General features: G+C 68.1%; 12 protein-coding genes and 1 pseudogene. 7 read left to right on the top strand and 6 right to left on the bottom strand.

Features of this window, described 5'->3' with window-relative positions; translation table 11 throughout:
- Positions 1-128, bottom strand: a pseudogene (locus tag LQV16_RS20605) (lipoyl synthase); the annotation flags it as partial.
- Positions 125-793: a lipoyl(octanoyl) transferase LipB gene (lipB, locus tag LQV16_RS20600; protein ID WP_229995722.1), complete on the bottom strand. Its 669-nt coding sequence runs from the start codon at positions 791-793 to the stop codon at positions 125-127. The pseudogene LQV16_RS20605 and the gene lipB, both read right to left, overlap by 4 nt.
- 107 nt (positions 794-900) lie before the next feature.
- Here lipB and LQV16_RS20595 point away from each other — a divergent pair, with 107 nt between their 5' ends.
- The 5 genes from LQV16_RS20595 (at position 901) to LQV16_RS20575 (ending at position 7039) form a co-directional block, all read left to right on the top strand.
- The gene (locus LQV16_RS20595; RefSeq protein WP_229995721.1) at positions 901-2604 is read left to right on the top strand and encodes a protein kinase; all 1704 of its coding nucleotides are present in this window, start codon (positions 901-903) and stop codon (positions 2602-2604) included.
- Positions 2605-2635: 31 nt separating this feature from the next.
- Positions 2636-3610 (top strand): APC family permease, encoded by a 975-nt coding sequence (locus LQV16_RS20590; RefSeq protein WP_229995720.1) that lies wholly within the window; start codon positions 2636-2638, stop codon positions 3608-3610.
- A 193-nt stretch (positions 3611-3803) separates the two neighbouring features.
- The gene (locus tag LQV16_RS20585) at positions 3804-5246 is read left to right on the top strand and encodes an APC family permease (RefSeq protein WP_229995719.1); all 1443 of its coding nucleotides are present in this window, start codon (positions 3804-3806) and stop codon (positions 5244-5246) included.
- Entirely contained in the window at positions 5243-5689 is a 447-nt protein-coding gene (locus LQV16_RS20580) for a hypothetical protein (RefSeq protein ID WP_229995718.1), read from the top strand. The genes LQV16_RS20585 and LQV16_RS20580 overlap by 4 nt, the downstream gene beginning before the upstream one ends.
- 3 nt (positions 5690-5692) lie before the next feature.
- Positions 5693-7039 (top strand): dipeptidase, encoded by a 1347-nt coding sequence (locus tag LQV16_RS20575; protein WP_290369408.1) that lies wholly within the window; start codon positions 5693-5695, stop codon positions 7037-7039.
- Here LQV16_RS20575 and LQV16_RS20570 read toward each other — a convergent pair.
- Positions 7036-7929 carry a TIGR01777 family oxidoreductase gene (locus tag LQV16_RS20570; protein WP_229995716.1) on the bottom strand — a complete coding sequence of 298 codons (894 nt, stop codon included), beginning with the start codon at positions 7927-7929 and terminating at the stop codon, positions 7036-7038. The two genes, LQV16_RS20575 and LQV16_RS20570, sit on opposite strands and share 4 nt — an antisense overlap.
- A 73-nt stretch (positions 7930-8002) precedes the next feature.
- Here LQV16_RS20570 and LQV16_RS20565 point away from each other — a divergent pair, with 73 nt between their 5' ends.
- Positions 8003-11599, top strand: coding sequence for a S41 family peptidase (locus LQV16_RS20565; protein ID WP_229995715.1), 3597 nt, complete (start codon positions 8003-8005; stop codon positions 11597-11599).
- A gap of 150 nt (positions 11600-11749) precedes the next feature.
- Here LQV16_RS20565 and LQV16_RS20560 read toward each other — a convergent pair whose 3' ends face one another.
- Complete coding sequence (locus LQV16_RS20560) at positions 11750-12178, bottom strand: OsmC family protein (protein ID WP_229995714.1); 429 nt, start codon at positions 12176-12178, stop codon at positions 11750-11752.
- A 149-nt stretch (positions 12179-12327) separates the two neighbouring features.
- On the opposite strand from LQV16_RS20560, the gene LQV16_RS20555 reads away from it, so the two are divergent.
- Complete coding sequence (locus tag LQV16_RS20555) at positions 12328-12711, top strand: VOC family protein (protein WP_229995713.1); 384 nt, start codon at positions 12328-12330, stop codon at positions 12709-12711.
- Positions 12712-12832: 121 nt separating this feature from the next.
- Here LQV16_RS20555 and LQV16_RS20550 read toward each other — a convergent pair whose 3' ends face one another.
- Together LQV16_RS20550 and sucB are read right to left on the bottom strand one after the other, a co-directional pair.
- Complete coding sequence (locus LQV16_RS20550; protein WP_229995712.1) at positions 12833-13183, bottom strand: hypothetical protein; 351 nt, start codon at positions 13181-13183, stop codon at positions 12833-12835.
- A gap of 151 nt (positions 13184-13334) precedes the next feature.
- On the bottom strand, positions 13335-14207 hold an 873-nt coding region (gene sucB / locus LQV16_RS20545), incomplete at its 5' end, for a 2-oxoglutarate dehydrogenase, E2 component, dihydrolipoamide succinyltransferase (protein ID WP_229995711.1).

Genomic DNA, 14207 nt, shown 5'->3' with positions numbered 1-14207 from the left:
TTGAGCTGGACGAACTCCGGGCCCATCTGGACCTTGGCCTTGATCCATTCCGGCTTCCGTTCCACCGGTGTGGCCGCGTTTCGCTGCTCAATGCGCAGCATCTTCCGGCCTTCTGGTGCCAGTGTCACAGTAGAGCTCCTTCTGGGGTTGCAACTAGGGCTTGTTCATTCTCGCGCAGTTCTTCGATGATCCGCGACACGAGGTCTGCCGGGGTGACGTCCCTGCCAAGTTCCTGGGCGATCGTGGTGACCCCGGCGTCGCTGATGCCGCAGGCAATGATCTGGCCGTAGGGGGCGAGATCGTTGTTGCAGTTGATCGCGAAGCCGTGCATGGTGACGCCCTCGTTGACGCGGATGCCGATGGCCGCGATCTTGCGGTCCGGGCCCTTCTCGTCCTGCGCGATCCAGACGCCGGCGCGGCCCTTGATGCGTACGGCGTCGATGCCGTAGTCCGCCAGGACGGCAATGATCACGGCCTCGAGGCGCTCCACGTAGTCGCGGATGCCCGCCTTGTTCTTGAGCTTGATGATGGGGTAGCCCACGAGCTGTCCGGGGCCGTGCCACGTGAGCTTGCCGCCGCGGTCAACCGCGACCACGGGAGTCCCGTCAAAGGGCCGTTCGTGGTCTTCGGTGCGCTTGCCGGCGGTGTAGACCGCGGAGTGTTCGAGCAGCAGTACGGTGCTGGGCGCGGTGCCCGCGAGGACTTTTTCATGCAATTCGCGCTGGATGTCCCAGCCGCGCGTGTAATCGATGAAGTCCGGGGCGAGACCCAGCTGTTTGAACTCAAGAGTCATGGCATCAAGCTTAGACCCCGCCGCACCCAGCGCCCGTTTGTGTGCTTAAGCTCTCATGCCTGTGGATAACTTCTGCACGATTCCGCGCAATCGGCTATTCCTTGGGTATGGAAGATCTCCCTGCCGCGGACTGCGCCGCCCCCGAGGTTCCCGGTTACGACGTCGGACGCCTGCTGGGGCGCGGGGGCACAGCGGCCGTGTGGCTGGTCACCGAACGGTCAACGGGCCGGGAGTTCGCCCTCAAGTGCTTCGACTCCGGGGCAGAGGCAGCGGAGGATGCCGGCGGAACCGCGGACCGGGAAGCCGAAGAGGCCATGCGCCGGGAAGTTCGGATCCTTTCGGCGCTGGACCACGACCACCTGCTCCGGGCCCACACCGTGCTGCGTCTTCACGGGCCGCGGTCCGGGCCGGACGAAAAGGAAGCCCTGGGCCTGGTGCTGGACTATGCGCCCGGGGGATCAGTCGCTGACCTGATCGCGGGCCGTGGACGGCTTGGTGCGGGGGAGACCGTGACGGTCCTGACACCCATTGCCCAGGCCCTTCAATACCTGCATTCGCAGGGCTTCACCCACGGCGACGTCTCGCCGGGCAACGTGTTGTTCACGGCGCACGGGAAACCGTTGCTGGCCGATGTGGGCGTGGCCCGGATGGTGGCCGACGCCGGGGCAGCCCGCGCCGCCGGGACCGAGGGCTTTTCCGATCCGGCGCCGGTGGACGCCTTCAGGGCGGGCCTCCAGCCGGAGCGCGACGTCTATTCTTTGGCGGCCCTGGGCTGGTATTGCCTCACGGGCCTGGCGCCGGTCCCCGGCCCGGGGCGTCCGCCGCTGCCGCTCCTGGTGCCCGACGTACCGCCGGCGCTGGCCGCCGCGCTGGAGGCTGCACTCGACGAGGACCGGCGGAAAAGGCCTTCGGCCGCCGAATTGGCCGCCGCAGTCTATCGCAGCACGGCGGCAGAGCCGGTGGACCTGTCCGTGTCCGTGCACCCGACGGTCATTCCACAGTTGCTCACCCGCCGGGCTGTGCAGCCCGGCTCGCGGAGGCGCAGCCCCGGGACTCTTCGGCACCGGCCGTCGGCCGCCGGACTTCACCGCGGATTCCGCGGTGGATTCCACCGCGGAGTCCGAAAGAGCCCCGCACGACGGGCCCTTTGGACCATCTTCACAGCCATGGCCCTGCTGGCTGGCTGTTGGCTGCTCGCGGGCGGCGGGCCGGCACCCGAGGCCGTCGCCGGGCTGTTTCCGGGGTTGGGTGCGGACCACAGTGCGGACCTCGGTACACCGGTGCCATCAGGACCTGCCGTTGCTGAGGGGACGTCAACGGAGCCTTCGGGCGGCCCGGCAGAGAAACCAACGCCTGCCAAGGCCGACGGCGGGGCCAACCCAATTCGCCCCGATCTTGAGGCCCTGCTGGCTTCAGCCGACCCGGCGGAGGCCGTCCGCGGTCTCGCCAGGCTGCGCTCGCTCGCGTTCAGCTCCGGGGACTTCAGCCTGCTCGACGCCGTCAACTCCCCGGAGTCTGCCGCCGCCGCTGCCGATGCGCAGATCAGAACGCAGCTCAGCGGATCCGGCCATGTACTGGCCGGATTCTCGACGTCATTGACGCGGATCGAAACCACCGCGGACAGCAGCCCCGCCAGGGCCGTGGTGGCCATCACCACGGCGTCCTCTGGGTACCAGGAGCTCGACGGGAACGGCGCCTTAGTCGCTGAGGTTCCCGCCGCTTCCGGGCAGCAGCTTCACCTCGTCCTGGTGCCCGTCGACGGGCGCTGGCGGATCCAGGACGTTCTACCCCAGGGGCCTGAAGCAGGCTAGGGTTCCGCCGTCGGGGGCCCGGTGGTACCTCATGGTGGCGTCGTCCTTCGGTGGGTATGCCAGCGCAGTCCTGACCGGCCGTGACCCAACCTGGGCTAAGGTGTTCGCCGTCGCCCTGATCGTGGTCATGACCTTCCTGAACGCTGTCGGCTCCACGGCGGTGGCCAAAGTCCAGTCCCTGATCGTGAAGGTGGTGCTGGCCATCCTGTCCGTGTTCGCGATTGTGACGATCGCGAACTGGAACCCCGCGCTCCTCGACCCGGCCGGCTACCCCGGGGTTCGCGAAATCATCGCGAGCGTCGCGTTGACGTTCTTCGCCTTCCTCGGGTTCGGCGTCATCACCTTCACCGCGAAGGATCTGCCTGATCCGTCCCGTCAACTGCCCCGTGCCATGTACCTTGCGCTGGCGATCGCCACGACGGTGTACGTCGCGGTGTCCTTGGGCGTCTTCGGGACCCTGACCGCCGACCAGGTCGTCGCCTACGGCGCCACAGCGCTGGCCGAGGCCGCCAAGCCCACGCTGGGCCAGTTCGGATACGTGCTGATGGTGGTCACCGCACTGCTCTCCACCGCCGGGGCGGTGAACGCCACCCTCTACCCCTCTGTCGGGATGACCCGGCACCTCGCCTCGGTGGGCCAGTTTCCGCCGGTGTTCGGCCGCTCCCTGGGCCGCAGGGAAGTGCCGGTCGGACTGCTGGTCATGGCCGGCCTCGCGGCGGTGATGGTGCTGCTGTTCAACCTGAACAGCATTGCCTCCCTCGGAAGTGCGGTGGCTTTGCTCATTTTCTCCGCGGTCACCCTGGCCCACTTCAAGGTGTACCGGGAGACCGGCGCCCTGCTTTTCATGCTCATCATCGCCCTGATCGCGACCCTGGGGACGTTCCTGGTGTTCTGCACCACCACGCTCGTCAATGAACCCGCCACCGCCGCAGCGCTGGTGGTCATCCTTGCCCTGGCCCTGATCACCGACCTGCTGTGGAAGCGCACCTGGAGCCGCGCAAATTAGCACCCCGGCGACCTGCCGTAAAGAGGAGATGGGGACTATTCCCGGCGAATTCCTAGGTCCATGCTGTAGGCACCGAGCACTTTGTGTGATAGGGGGGCAGTGGCATGTTCAAACCGTCAACTACTCGCCCCAGGCGGTTTAGCTCCGCCTGGCCCGTGGCGCAGACCACGGGGCACATGAGGGTGTGGCCTACGTGAGTGAACAGGCATTGACCCGGCCGAAGGCGCCTCCGGCCGTGTGGATCTCCTGGGTGGCCCTGGCGCTAATGACCACCAGCTCGGTGGCAAGTCTCCGTGCGGCACCGACCATGGCCGTCTACGGCCTCGCTTCAGTCTTCCTCTACGTGGTTCCCGCGATCGTCTTCCTGCTGCCCACCTCCCTCGTGTCAGCCGAGTTGGCGTCCGGATGGAAGGGCGGCATCTACAACTGGGTATCGTCCGGAATCTCCAAGCCAATGGGCTTCCTGGCGGTGTGGTGCCAGTTCGCAATGACGATTTTCTACTATCCAACCCTGCTGGGATTCGTCGCGAGCACGCTCGCCTACGTCTTCAACCCGGCGCTGGCCAGCAGCGGCGTGTGGACGGCCTTGGTGATCGTGGTGTTCTACTGGGCCGGCGTGTATGTCTCATCCCGCGGCACGAAGGGTGTGGCAGGCCTGGCCAGCGGTGGCCTGATCATCGGCACACTGATCCCTGGCGCCCTGCTCGTCATCCTGGGTGTCGTCTTCCTCGGCCAGGGCAATCCGTCCGCCGCTCCGATGACAGCGGCGAACTTCTTCCCCGAGTGGGCCGGGCTCGCCAGTCTGGTGCTGATCGTGAACAACTTCCTGTCCTACAGCGGCATGGAGATGAACGCGGTGCACGTGTCCTCCCTGAAGGACCCGCCCAAGGAGTATCCGAAGTCGATGTTCCTGGCCATGGGACTCGTCCTGCTCATCTTCATCCTGCCGGCGCTGGCGATCAGCTGGATCGTGCCTGCCGAGGAGCTCTCCCTCACAGCCGGTGTCATGCAGGCCTTCGACGCGGTGCTGGCGTCCTTCAACATGCAAGGCCTCACGCCGATCCTCGGCATCATGCTGGTCGCTGCCTCCCTCGGCGGCATGCTGACGTGGCTGGCCGGTCCGTCCAAAGGCCTGCTGTTGATCTCACGGGAGGAAGGCTACCTCCCGCCGTTCCTGCAAAAGCTGAACAAGAACGGCATCCAGCAGAACCTCCTGGTCACCCAGGGGCTCGTCACCACCGTGATCGCGCTCGGCTACGCGCTCATCCCGGATGTCTCCAGTGCCTACTGGATTTTCTCGGTGATCACCACGCAGGTCTACCTGATCATGTACCTGCTGATGTTCGTGGCCGCGGTCCGGCTCCGCCGCAACGACCCCGACCACCCGCGCGGTTACCGGGCGCCGATGTTGATCGGGCTGTGCGGCGTCGGATTCGCCGCTTCCCTGGCCGCGCTGCTTGTCGGGTTCGTCCCGCCGTCGCAGTTCGGCAACGGCGATCCAGTGGTCTATTTCCTGATCGTCGGCGGCGGTGCATTAGGGCTCGGGCTGCTCGTTCCGTTCCTTTTCTACAGGTTCCGCAAGCCCTCGTGGAAGCTGCCGGACCAAGAAGCGCCGACGGAGGTGCCGAAGTCATGAGCACGCAGACGGAGTCCTCCACCAAGCGCAGCCGCTCGGTCGTTTACATCGTTGCCATGATCCTGCTCGTGGTGTTCGCCGTCGTCGCACTGCTGTCGTTCCGGTCGGCGAGGGAGACGCAACAATCCCTGGCGAAGGCCGACCAGCTGATAGCGACGATCGAAGGGGCCGGCGGGACGGCGCCCTCGCGCGAACAGATAGCCCGGGTGCTTGGCGACGACGGCGGCGCGGTCTGCGCGAACCCGAACGACGCCCTGAGCCGGGCCACCTACCTGAGCCAGTTGACGAACGGGGCAACGGGACCTGGAAACAGGCCGGTGATCGCGAACGCCCGCATCCTCATCGGCGAGGTCGCGATTATCAAGACCTACTGCCCGGACCAGTTGGCCGAGTTCCAGCAGTTCATCGACGACCTCAAGACGTACCACACGGGTGGTGCGTGAGCCGTGGACCTGCGCGCCCGCATCACCGATCTGATGCGCCCGGCACGGGAGGAGCTCGCCGAGTTCGTGGCCATCCGATCGGTGGCAGATGCGCGGCAGTTCCCCGCCGAGGAGTGTGCCAAGGCTGCCCAGTGGGTGCTCGGCAAATTCGCCGGGCTCGGATTTTCCGATGCCCATCTCGAGCGCACGCCGGACGGCTCCGACGCGGTGGTCGGCTCGAGACCGGGACCTGATCCGGATGCGCCGACCGTGCTCCTCTACGCCCACTACGACGTGCAGCCACCCCTCGATGATTCGGCCTGGCGCACACCGCCCTTCGAACTCACTGAAGTGGACGGCCGCTGGTACGGCCGGGGCGCCGCCGACTGCAAGGGCAACATCCTTGCCCATCTGCTCGCGCTCAGGGCGCTCGGCGACGACGTGCCGGTGAACCTGATGCTGGTGGTCGAGGGGTCCGAGGAACAGGGTACGGGTGGGCTCGAGGCGTTCGTCGCGAGCCACCCGGACCTGTTCCGTGCCGACACCATCCTGGTCTGCGACACCGGCAACGCCGCCGTGGGACATCCCGCGGCGACGGTGACCCTGCGCGGAATGGTCAATGTGGTGGTGACAGTGGAGGCGATGGCGTCCGAACTCCACTCCGGCATGTTCGGCGGGGCCGCCCCCGACGCGCTCGCCGCTCTGATCGCCATGCTGGCGTCACTGCGCGACCAGCAAGGCAACACCACGATCACGGGATTGGACAACGCCCAGACCTGGACCGGCGCGCCCTATCCGCCCGAGCAGTTCCGCGTCGACGCCGGCGTGCTCGAGGGAGTCTCATTGTTGGGAGACGGCAGTGTGTCCGACATGCTCTGGGCGCGGCCAGCCATTACTGTGCTCGGCATCGACTGCCCGGCGGTAACCGGCTCGACGGCGGCGATCGTGCCGCGGGCGGCCGCGCGCCTGAACCTGCGGGTCCCGCCAGGCATGGCCGCCGCCGACGCCCGCACTGCGTTGGCCGACCATCTCAAGGCGGCCGCACCCTGGGGTGTCCACGTCACCGTTGACCTTGAGGCCATCGGGTCCCCCTTCCAGGCAGCGGTCGGCGGCGCGGCATTTGAGGCCATGGGTGCCGCGATGTCCGAGGCCTACGGACGGCCGATGGCAACCCTGGGGCAAGGGGGATCGATTCCCCTTTGTAACGTGTTCGCCGACACCTACCCGGACGCGGAGATCATCCTGCTGGGCGTCGAAGAACCGCTCGCACTCATCCATGCACCGAACGAGAGCGTCGATCCAAACGAGATCAGGGCCTTGGCGGAGTCCCTGGCGCTGTTCCTCCAGCGCTACGCCACGCTACGCGGTTAGCCGCGTCCTGCCACCCACGCCGCGGCGTCGCGAAGTGACGGGTGCTGCCAGGCGAAGCTGTTGTCCGCCAGGACGGCCGGCTCCAGCCGCTGGCTCGCGAGCAGCAGTTCTTCGGCGAGCTGGCCCATCACCAGCCGCAGCACCGGGGCGGGTACGCGCAGCACCGCGGGCCGGTGCAGCGCTCCAGCCAGCTGCGCGATCAGGGAGTTCACGTCTGCGGTTTCGGGGGCGGAGACGTTGACCGGCCCGGCCACGGGCGCCGAGAGAAGGAAGGAAAAGGCACCGGTCACATCCGGCAAGGTGATCCATGGCCAGTACTGCCGGCCGTTGCCGAGCGGGCCGCCGACGCCCAGGCGCAGCAGCGGCAACAAACGGCCAAGCGCGCCCCCGGAGCGGCTCAGGACGACGCCGGTGCGGGGCGTGACCACGCGGACCCCGGAAGGCGCCTCATGCGCCGCGGCCTCCCAGTCGACGCAGATCCGGGCGAGCGTGCCGTCCCCGGCGGGCGCGTTCTCACGAAGCACCACCGCGCCGGCGTTGCCGTAGTAACCGGAGGCCGACTGGCTCAGGAACACCGCAGGCGGCGTCTCCTGCCGGGTCATCGCCGACGTCAGGGTCCGGGTCGCCCCCAGCCGGGAGCTGCGGAGTTCGTTGACACGTGCCCGGGTCCAGGGCCGGTCGCCGATTCCGGCGCCGGAGAGGTTGACCACCGCGTCCGCGCCCTTCAGCGCGGTGTCGTCGATCCGGCCGGCCGCCGGGTCCCACTGGAACTCGGCCGCTGACACGGGGGCACGCCTGACCAGGGCCACGACGTCGTGCCCTTCGCTGCGCAGTGCGCTCGAAAGGGCGGTTCCGATCAGCCCGGAGGCCCCGGCAATAAGGATTCGCATGATCCATCTCACCATGCCCGGCACGGCCGCGAAACTCCCGGGCCGCAAGGGCCGTTGTCGCTATGATCAAACGATGACCCCCTCGAGTTACTTTCGTTTCCCGCATGTCCACGGCGATCTGGTCACCTTTGTGGCCGAGGACGACGTGTGGATTGCACCCGTGGGCGGGGGCCGTGCCTGGCGCGTATCCTCCCTGCAGTTGCAGGCCCGCAACCCCCGTTTCACCCCCGACGGCAAGCGCCTGGTCTGGACCGTCGTCCAGGGGACGGCCCCGGAAGTCGTCACGGCAAACGTCGACGGCGGCGGCTACCGCCAGCTGAGCTACTTCGGCCACAGCTCCACCCGGGTCAAGGGCTTCACGCCCGACGGCGACGTCCTGGTCACCAGCGCGTTCCGCCAGTCAGACAGCCGTCACACCCACGCCTACAGCCTCCCCGTGACCGGCGGCTGGGCGAAGGAACTCCCGTTTGGCCCGGTTGAATCGGTGGCCTTCGGCCCCGTCGTCGGGGACGAACGCCCCGTGGTGCTCGCGAGCGTCTTGTCGCGTGAGCCCGCCTGGTGGAAGCGGTACCGCGGCGGCGCCGCCGGCAAGCTGTGGATCGACGCCGACGGAAACGGCGAATTCTTCCGGCTCGCCCCCGCGCTGGACGGAAACCTCACTGACCCCCTGTGGTTCAAGGGACGGATCGCGTTCCTGTCCGACCACGAAGGCTACGGAAACCTCTATTCCGTACTGCCGAACGGCAGCGACCTGCGGCGCCACACGGACCACGAGGACTTCTACGTCCGCCACGCCGCCACCGACGGGGAACGCGTCGTCTTCGAATCGGCCGGCGAGCTCTGGCTGCTGCCCAGCCTCGACGCGGAGGCCGTCAAACTCGACATTTCGCTCGGGTCCGCCTCGCAAGCGCGCCGCCCCGCCGCGCTGAAGCCCTCACGACACCTCGGTGACGTCGTCCCGGACCGCACCGGCGCGTCCAGCGCCGTTGAATCCCACGGAACCGTCCACTGGCTGCGGCACAAGGACGGCCCCTCCCGCGTCCTCGAAGCCACCCCGGGTGTCCGTGCACGGCTGCCCCGGCCGTTCGGCGAGGGCCGGATCGCCTATGTCGCCGACCACGACGGCGTCGAGGCCCTGTACCTAAAAGCCATTGCGGCGCCCCTGGCGGGCGCGTCTGTGGCGGCCACCAAGGCACCGCAGCCCGCCGTCCAGGCCAGCCTGCACTCCACAGCGGCGTCCGAAGACGCCGGCATGCCGCTGCCGAAGCCGGTGTCCGCAGCAGCATTGACCGGCTCCGGATTGACTGCCGCCGCGGTGGGCAGTTCCGTGTCCAGTCCGGTGACGGCAGTCCGGGCCGTGGCCGCTACTGACGCATCCGGCTCCGGCCCCCAGACTGGCCCGGCCAATGCGGGCACCGCCGTGCAGGCGCCTGCGTCCAGCGACGTCACCCGGATCGATTTCCCCAAGCCCAGCCGGGCCAGCGCCATCGAAGCCAGCCCCGACGGCCGCTGGCTCGCCGTCGGCACGTCCTTCGGTGACATCTACCTTGCGGACACAATCGCGGGCACGATATCCCAGCTGAGCAGCATCGGCGAGGGCAGCATCGAAGGATTCACCTGGTCCGCGGACTCCGCGTGGCTCGGCTGGTCCGAGCCGGTTACGTCCTTCGGGTCCCGCAGCCGGCTCCGGATCACCAGGATCGACGGCGGCGCGGGCGCGGCAATCATTGATGTCACCGACGGCCGGTTCCGCGACGAATCACCGTCGTTCACCCCGGATGGCAAATACCTCGCCTTCCTTTCCAACCGCAGTTTCGATCCGGTCTACGACGGCCACTCCTTCGATTTGTCCTTCCCTAGCCCGATCAAGCCTTACCTCGTCGCCCTCGCCGCAGATACCCCATCGCCGTTCGGCCCAAGCGTCGACCTCCAAGACGCCGACGCCAGCGCCGGCGCCGGCGCCGCAGGCGCAGTCTCAGGCGCGGCAGGAGCCGACGGTGCTGCACCCGGGGGGCAGTCCGCCGCCAAGCCCGTGCCTTCCGTGCGGGTCGACGCCGACGGCCTGGCCCACCGCGTCATCGCCGTCCCGGTGCCGCAAGGCAACTACTCCTCACTCGCCGCCGCTGCCGGGGCCCTGCTCTGGCTTGACAGCGAACTCGCCGGCACCACCGGCGAAGGCCGGGCCAGCCTCGAGGACAAGGGCGCCGCGCCAAGCCTGGTCCGCTACGACCTGGCCAAGCGCCGCACGTCCACGATCGTTGAGGCAGTGGACAGCTACCGGCTCTCCGGCGACGGGGAAAAGATCGTGTTCATCCAGGACAAGCAGATCCGGGTTGCGCCCGCCGGCGCCAAGGCCGACGAGGACTCCGGCCAGCTCATCAAGGTGGACCTTGGCCGCATCCGGGTGCAGTTGGACCCGCTCAGTGTGTGGGGCCAGGCCTTTGACGAGGCATGGCGGCTCCAGCGCGACTTCTTCTGGACCGAGGACATGGCCGGCCAGGACTGGGAGTCCATTCACGCCCGCTATCGTCCGGTGGTGGAACGCCTCGGCTCCCATGATGACCTTGTGGACCTGCTGTGGGAGCTTCACGGCGAGCTGGGCACCTCCCACGCCTACGTCCGCCCGGTGGCCGTCACCGAGAACGGCAGCAGCCCGCAGGGGCGCCTCGGCGCGGATCTGGAGTTCACCGGTGAGGGCTGGGAAATCACCCGCATCCTCGCGGGAGAGTCCTCCGACCCGCTGGCCACCTCGCCGCTGACCCGGCCCGGCGCCGACGCCAAGCCCGGCGACGTCCTGTTGGCGATCGACGGCGTCGAACTTACCCAAACGCGGACCCCCGCAGTGCAGCTCGTCGGTGCGGCCGGCCGCCCCGTGGAACTCACCCTGCGCAACGGCGCCGGCCACGGCGCGGCCGCAGGAACCCAGCGCCGCGTCGCGGTGGTCCCGGTCAAGGACGAGGAGCGCCTGCGCTATCAGGAATGGGTCGCCGGCAACCGGCGGACCGTCCGGGAAGCCTCGAACGCGACGTTCGGCTACCTGCACATCCCGGACATGATGGCCAACGGCTGGGCCCAGCTGCACCGCGACCTCGACACCGAAACGGCCCTGGACGGACTCATTGTCGATGTCCGGCGCAACCGCGGTGGCCACACATCCCAGCTCGTGGCCGAGCTCATCGGGCGCAAGGTCACCGGCTGGAGCATGCCGCGCGGGGAAAAGCCGCGGACATACCCGCACCACGCTCCCCGCGGACCGGTCGTCATCCTCACGGACGAGTTCGCCGGCTCCGACGGCGACATCATCACGCAGGTCTCCAAGCTGCGGGGGATCGGTCCCGTCATCGGCACCCGCACCTGGGGCGGCGTCGTCGGGATCGACAACCGCTTCGCGCTGGCCGACGGCACCGGCGTCACCCAGCCGCGCTACGCCACCTGGTTCGCCGGTGGCGTTGGCTGGGGCGTAGAGAACTTCGGCGTCACCCCGGACATCGAGGTGACCTTCCCGCCGCACGCCTACGCCGCCGGCACCGACCCGCAGCTGGAGTACGGAATCGGGGCGCTGAAGGAAATGATCCAGGAACTGCCCACGGACCGTCCGCCGCTGCGCGAGGGCTACCGCAGGGTCCGGCCGGCACCGCTGCCTGCGCGGCAGCAGGCCGGCCAGGCCTAGGCGGCCCGCCCGACGGCGAGGAACCCCGTGCTGAAGGCCCCCGCCTTCCTGGAGATTCCAGGAGGACGGGGGCCTTTGCTGTACGGCGGGCCATTGCTTAGTGCGGGCCTTTTACTGCGGGCCTCAAATTGCGCCCGGAGCTAGCCGGAACTAGGAGGCCAGCGTGGCGTCCAGGGTGATCTCGATGCCGGTCAGGGCGGCGGAGACGGGGCAGCCGGTCTTGGCTTCCTCGGCCAGCCGCTGGAAGTCGTCAGCTGAAATGCCGGGGACCCGCGCGGAGACGGTGAGGTGGCTGCCGGTGATTCCGGTGCCGGGCTGGAACGTCACGTCAGCCTTCGTGTTGATCTCCTCGGCCGTGTGGCCGGCCTGGGCCAGGGCGTTGCTGAACGCCATCGAGAAGCAGGCGGAGTGTGCTGCCGCGATGAGCTCCTCGGGGCTGGTCTTGCCTTCGGCGGCCTCGGCGCGCGCCTTCCAGGTGACGTCGAAGTTGCCCAGCCCGGAGCTGTCCAGGGTGGTGTTGCCGGCGCCTGTCATCAGGTCGCCATTCCATACAGTGTGTGCGGTGCGTGTTGTTGCCATGTCCACTCCTCGACGTCGTTGTGAATCAGGGACCGGCGAGATGCCGGAGCCTGCCGTGATCAATCCTAGGGATTCCGAGCGGCCGCCGCACGGGGGTTCCGCTGTCAGAGGATTGTGACCCCGGACGGTGTCGTCCGTACAGTGGCGTCATGGAAATTACGGAAGATGCGCAGGCGCCAGCCCCGCCGTCGGCACGCATCGCCACGATCATGGTCAACGCCGTCGACGCCGAGCGTCTGGCCCAGTTCTGGGCCGCGCTGCTGGGCACGGCGGTCTCGTCCCGCTTCGAACAGTTCGTCTGGCTCCAGCCGGCCGGCCCCGGGGCCCCGCAGTTGGCCTTCCAGCAGGTCGAGGAGCCCACGGAAGGGAGGCGACGCCTGCACCTGGACATCCACGGGACCGACCCTGCGGCGTTGCGCGCTCACGCAGAGTCCCTCGGTGCCGGGTTCGTGGAGGGCAATGACATTGGCGACTTCCACTGGGATGTCATGCAGGATCCCGAGGGCAACGAATTCTGCATCGCCGGCGACTGACAAGCCGCTTAACGGCAGCGGCGCTTCAAGGACAGAGGCGCATTAACGTCGGCGGCGCATTAACGACGGCGGCGCCGCACCCCCGGTCGGGGTGCGGCGCCGCCGCTGTTCGTCAGAACAACTACTGCCAGAGGGTCGCGATCGCAACGTTGAGCAGTGCCAGGCCGCCAACACTGTTCGCGAGGCCCTTGCTGATCGGCTCGCCCTTCTTGTACTTGCGGCGGCCGATGAAGGCCAGGACGCCGACGATCAGGGCGATGACGAGCTTGATGCCGAGCTTGACGTAGTTGGCGTTCATGTCCAGGGCCGGGATCAGTCCCATCATGATGATGCCCGTGATCAGCTGCAGCATCGCGCCGTCGAACTGGCGGGGGTGGACGGTGGGCTTCTTCATCTGGCCGATCCAGATGCCGACGATCATGGCGGCGCCGATGATGTGCAGGAAGACCATGACGTTATAGACGATGTTCATGGCATCAGTGTAGCCAGAGTCTTCTACGCACCGTAGTAGGACCCGCCGGGCCGTCCCGGGACGGAACAGCAAACGGCGACGGCGGCACGGGCACTCGGGTGGTTTCCCACCGGCGCCCGCACCGCCGTCGCCGTCGGTGTGCTTTTAGACCCTAGAGCCCAAGGTCGGCTTCGAAGGCGCCTTCCTCAAGGCGTGCCTTCAGCGTCTGCAGGAAGCGTCCCGCGTCGGCGCCGTCCACCAGGCGGTGGTCGTACGTCAGGGAGAGGTACATCATCGAACGGATGGCCAGCGAGTCATCGCCGTTCTCGTCGGCGACCACTACGGCCCGCTTGACGATCGCACCGGTGCCAAGGATGGCAACCTGCGGCTGGTTGATGATCGGGGTGTCGAACAGTGCGCCCACGGAACCGATGTTGGTGATGCTGAAGGTTCCGCCGGAGAGCTCGTCCGGGCCGATCTTGCCGTTGCGGGTGCGGTCGGCGACGTCGGCGATCTTGCCGGCCAGGCCGGCCAGGTTCAGGCTGCCGGCGTCCGAGATGACCGGAACCAGCAGGCCCTTGTCGGTGTCCACCGCAATCGCCAGGTGCTCGGCGTTGTGGTAGGTGATCTCCTGCTTGTCCTCGTCGTAGGACGCGTTGACCTTCGGGTGCTGCTTCAGGGCCTCGGCAACGGCCTTGGCGATGAAGGGCAGGAAGGTCAGCTTGGAGCCGTTCTGGGCCTGGAAGGAGTTCTTGGCCTTGGCGCGCAGCTTGGCCACCTTGGTCATGTCGACCTCGTGGACCTGCGTCAGCTGGGTGGAGATGTCCAGCGACTCGCGCATGCGGCGGGCGATGACCTGGCGGATCCGCGGGGCCTTCTGCACGGTGCCGCGCAGCGAGGACGCGGCAGCTGAGGCTGACGCAGCTGCCGGCGCGGATGCCGGCGCCGCGGCGGGAGCGGCTGCGGCCGGTGCGGCCTTTGCCTCGGCAGCTGCCAGCACGTCCTGCTTGCGGATGCGGTCGCCGACGCCCGTGCCGGTGAGGGC

The sequence above is a fragment of the Arthrobacter sp. Bi26 genome (assembly GCF_918697925.1).
Taxonomy (GTDB): Bacteria; Actinomycetota; Actinomycetes; order Actinomycetales; family Micrococcaceae; genus Arthrobacter.
The sequence above is the reverse complement of the archived record's forward strand: the minus strand, read 5'-3'. Positions and strand labels throughout refer to the sequence as shown.

Bases quoted from the DNA above. Each gene is read 5' to 3' on its own strand.
- LQV16_RS20590 (WP_229995720.1), top strand. From the start codon at position 2,636: ATGGTGGCGTCGTCCTTCGGTGGGTATGCCAGCGCAGTCCTGACCGGC.
- lipB (WP_229995722.1), bottom strand. From the start codon at position 793: ATGACTCTTGAGTTCAAACAGCTGGGTCTCGCCCCGGACTTCATCGAT.
- LQV16_RS20555 (WP_229995713.1), top strand. From the start codon at position 12,328: ATGGAAATTACGGAAGATGCGCAGGCGCCAGCCCCGCCGTCGGCACGC.
- LQV16_RS20565 (WP_229995715.1), top strand. From the start codon at position 8,003: ATGACCCCCTCGAGTTACTTTCGTTTCCCGCATGTCCACGGCGATCTG.
- LQV16_RS20560 (WP_229995714.1), bottom strand. From the start codon at position 12,178: ATGGCAACAACACGCACCGCACACACTGTATGGAATGGCGACCTGATG.
- LQV16_RS20570 (WP_229995716.1), bottom strand. From the start codon at position 7,929: ATGCGAATCCTTATTGCCGGGGCCTCCGGGCTGATCGGAACCGCCCTT.
- LQV16_RS20595 (WP_229995721.1), top strand. From the start codon at position 901: ATGGAAGATCTCCCTGCCGCGGACTGCGCCGCCCCCGAGGTTCCCGGT.
- LQV16_RS20550 (WP_229995712.1), bottom strand. From the start codon at position 13,183: ATGAACATCGTCTATAACGTCATGGTCTTCCTGCACATCATCGGCGCC.
- LQV16_RS20580 (WP_229995718.1), top strand. From the start codon at position 5,243: ATGAGCACGCAGACGGAGTCCTCCACCAAGCGCAGCCGCTCGGTCGTT.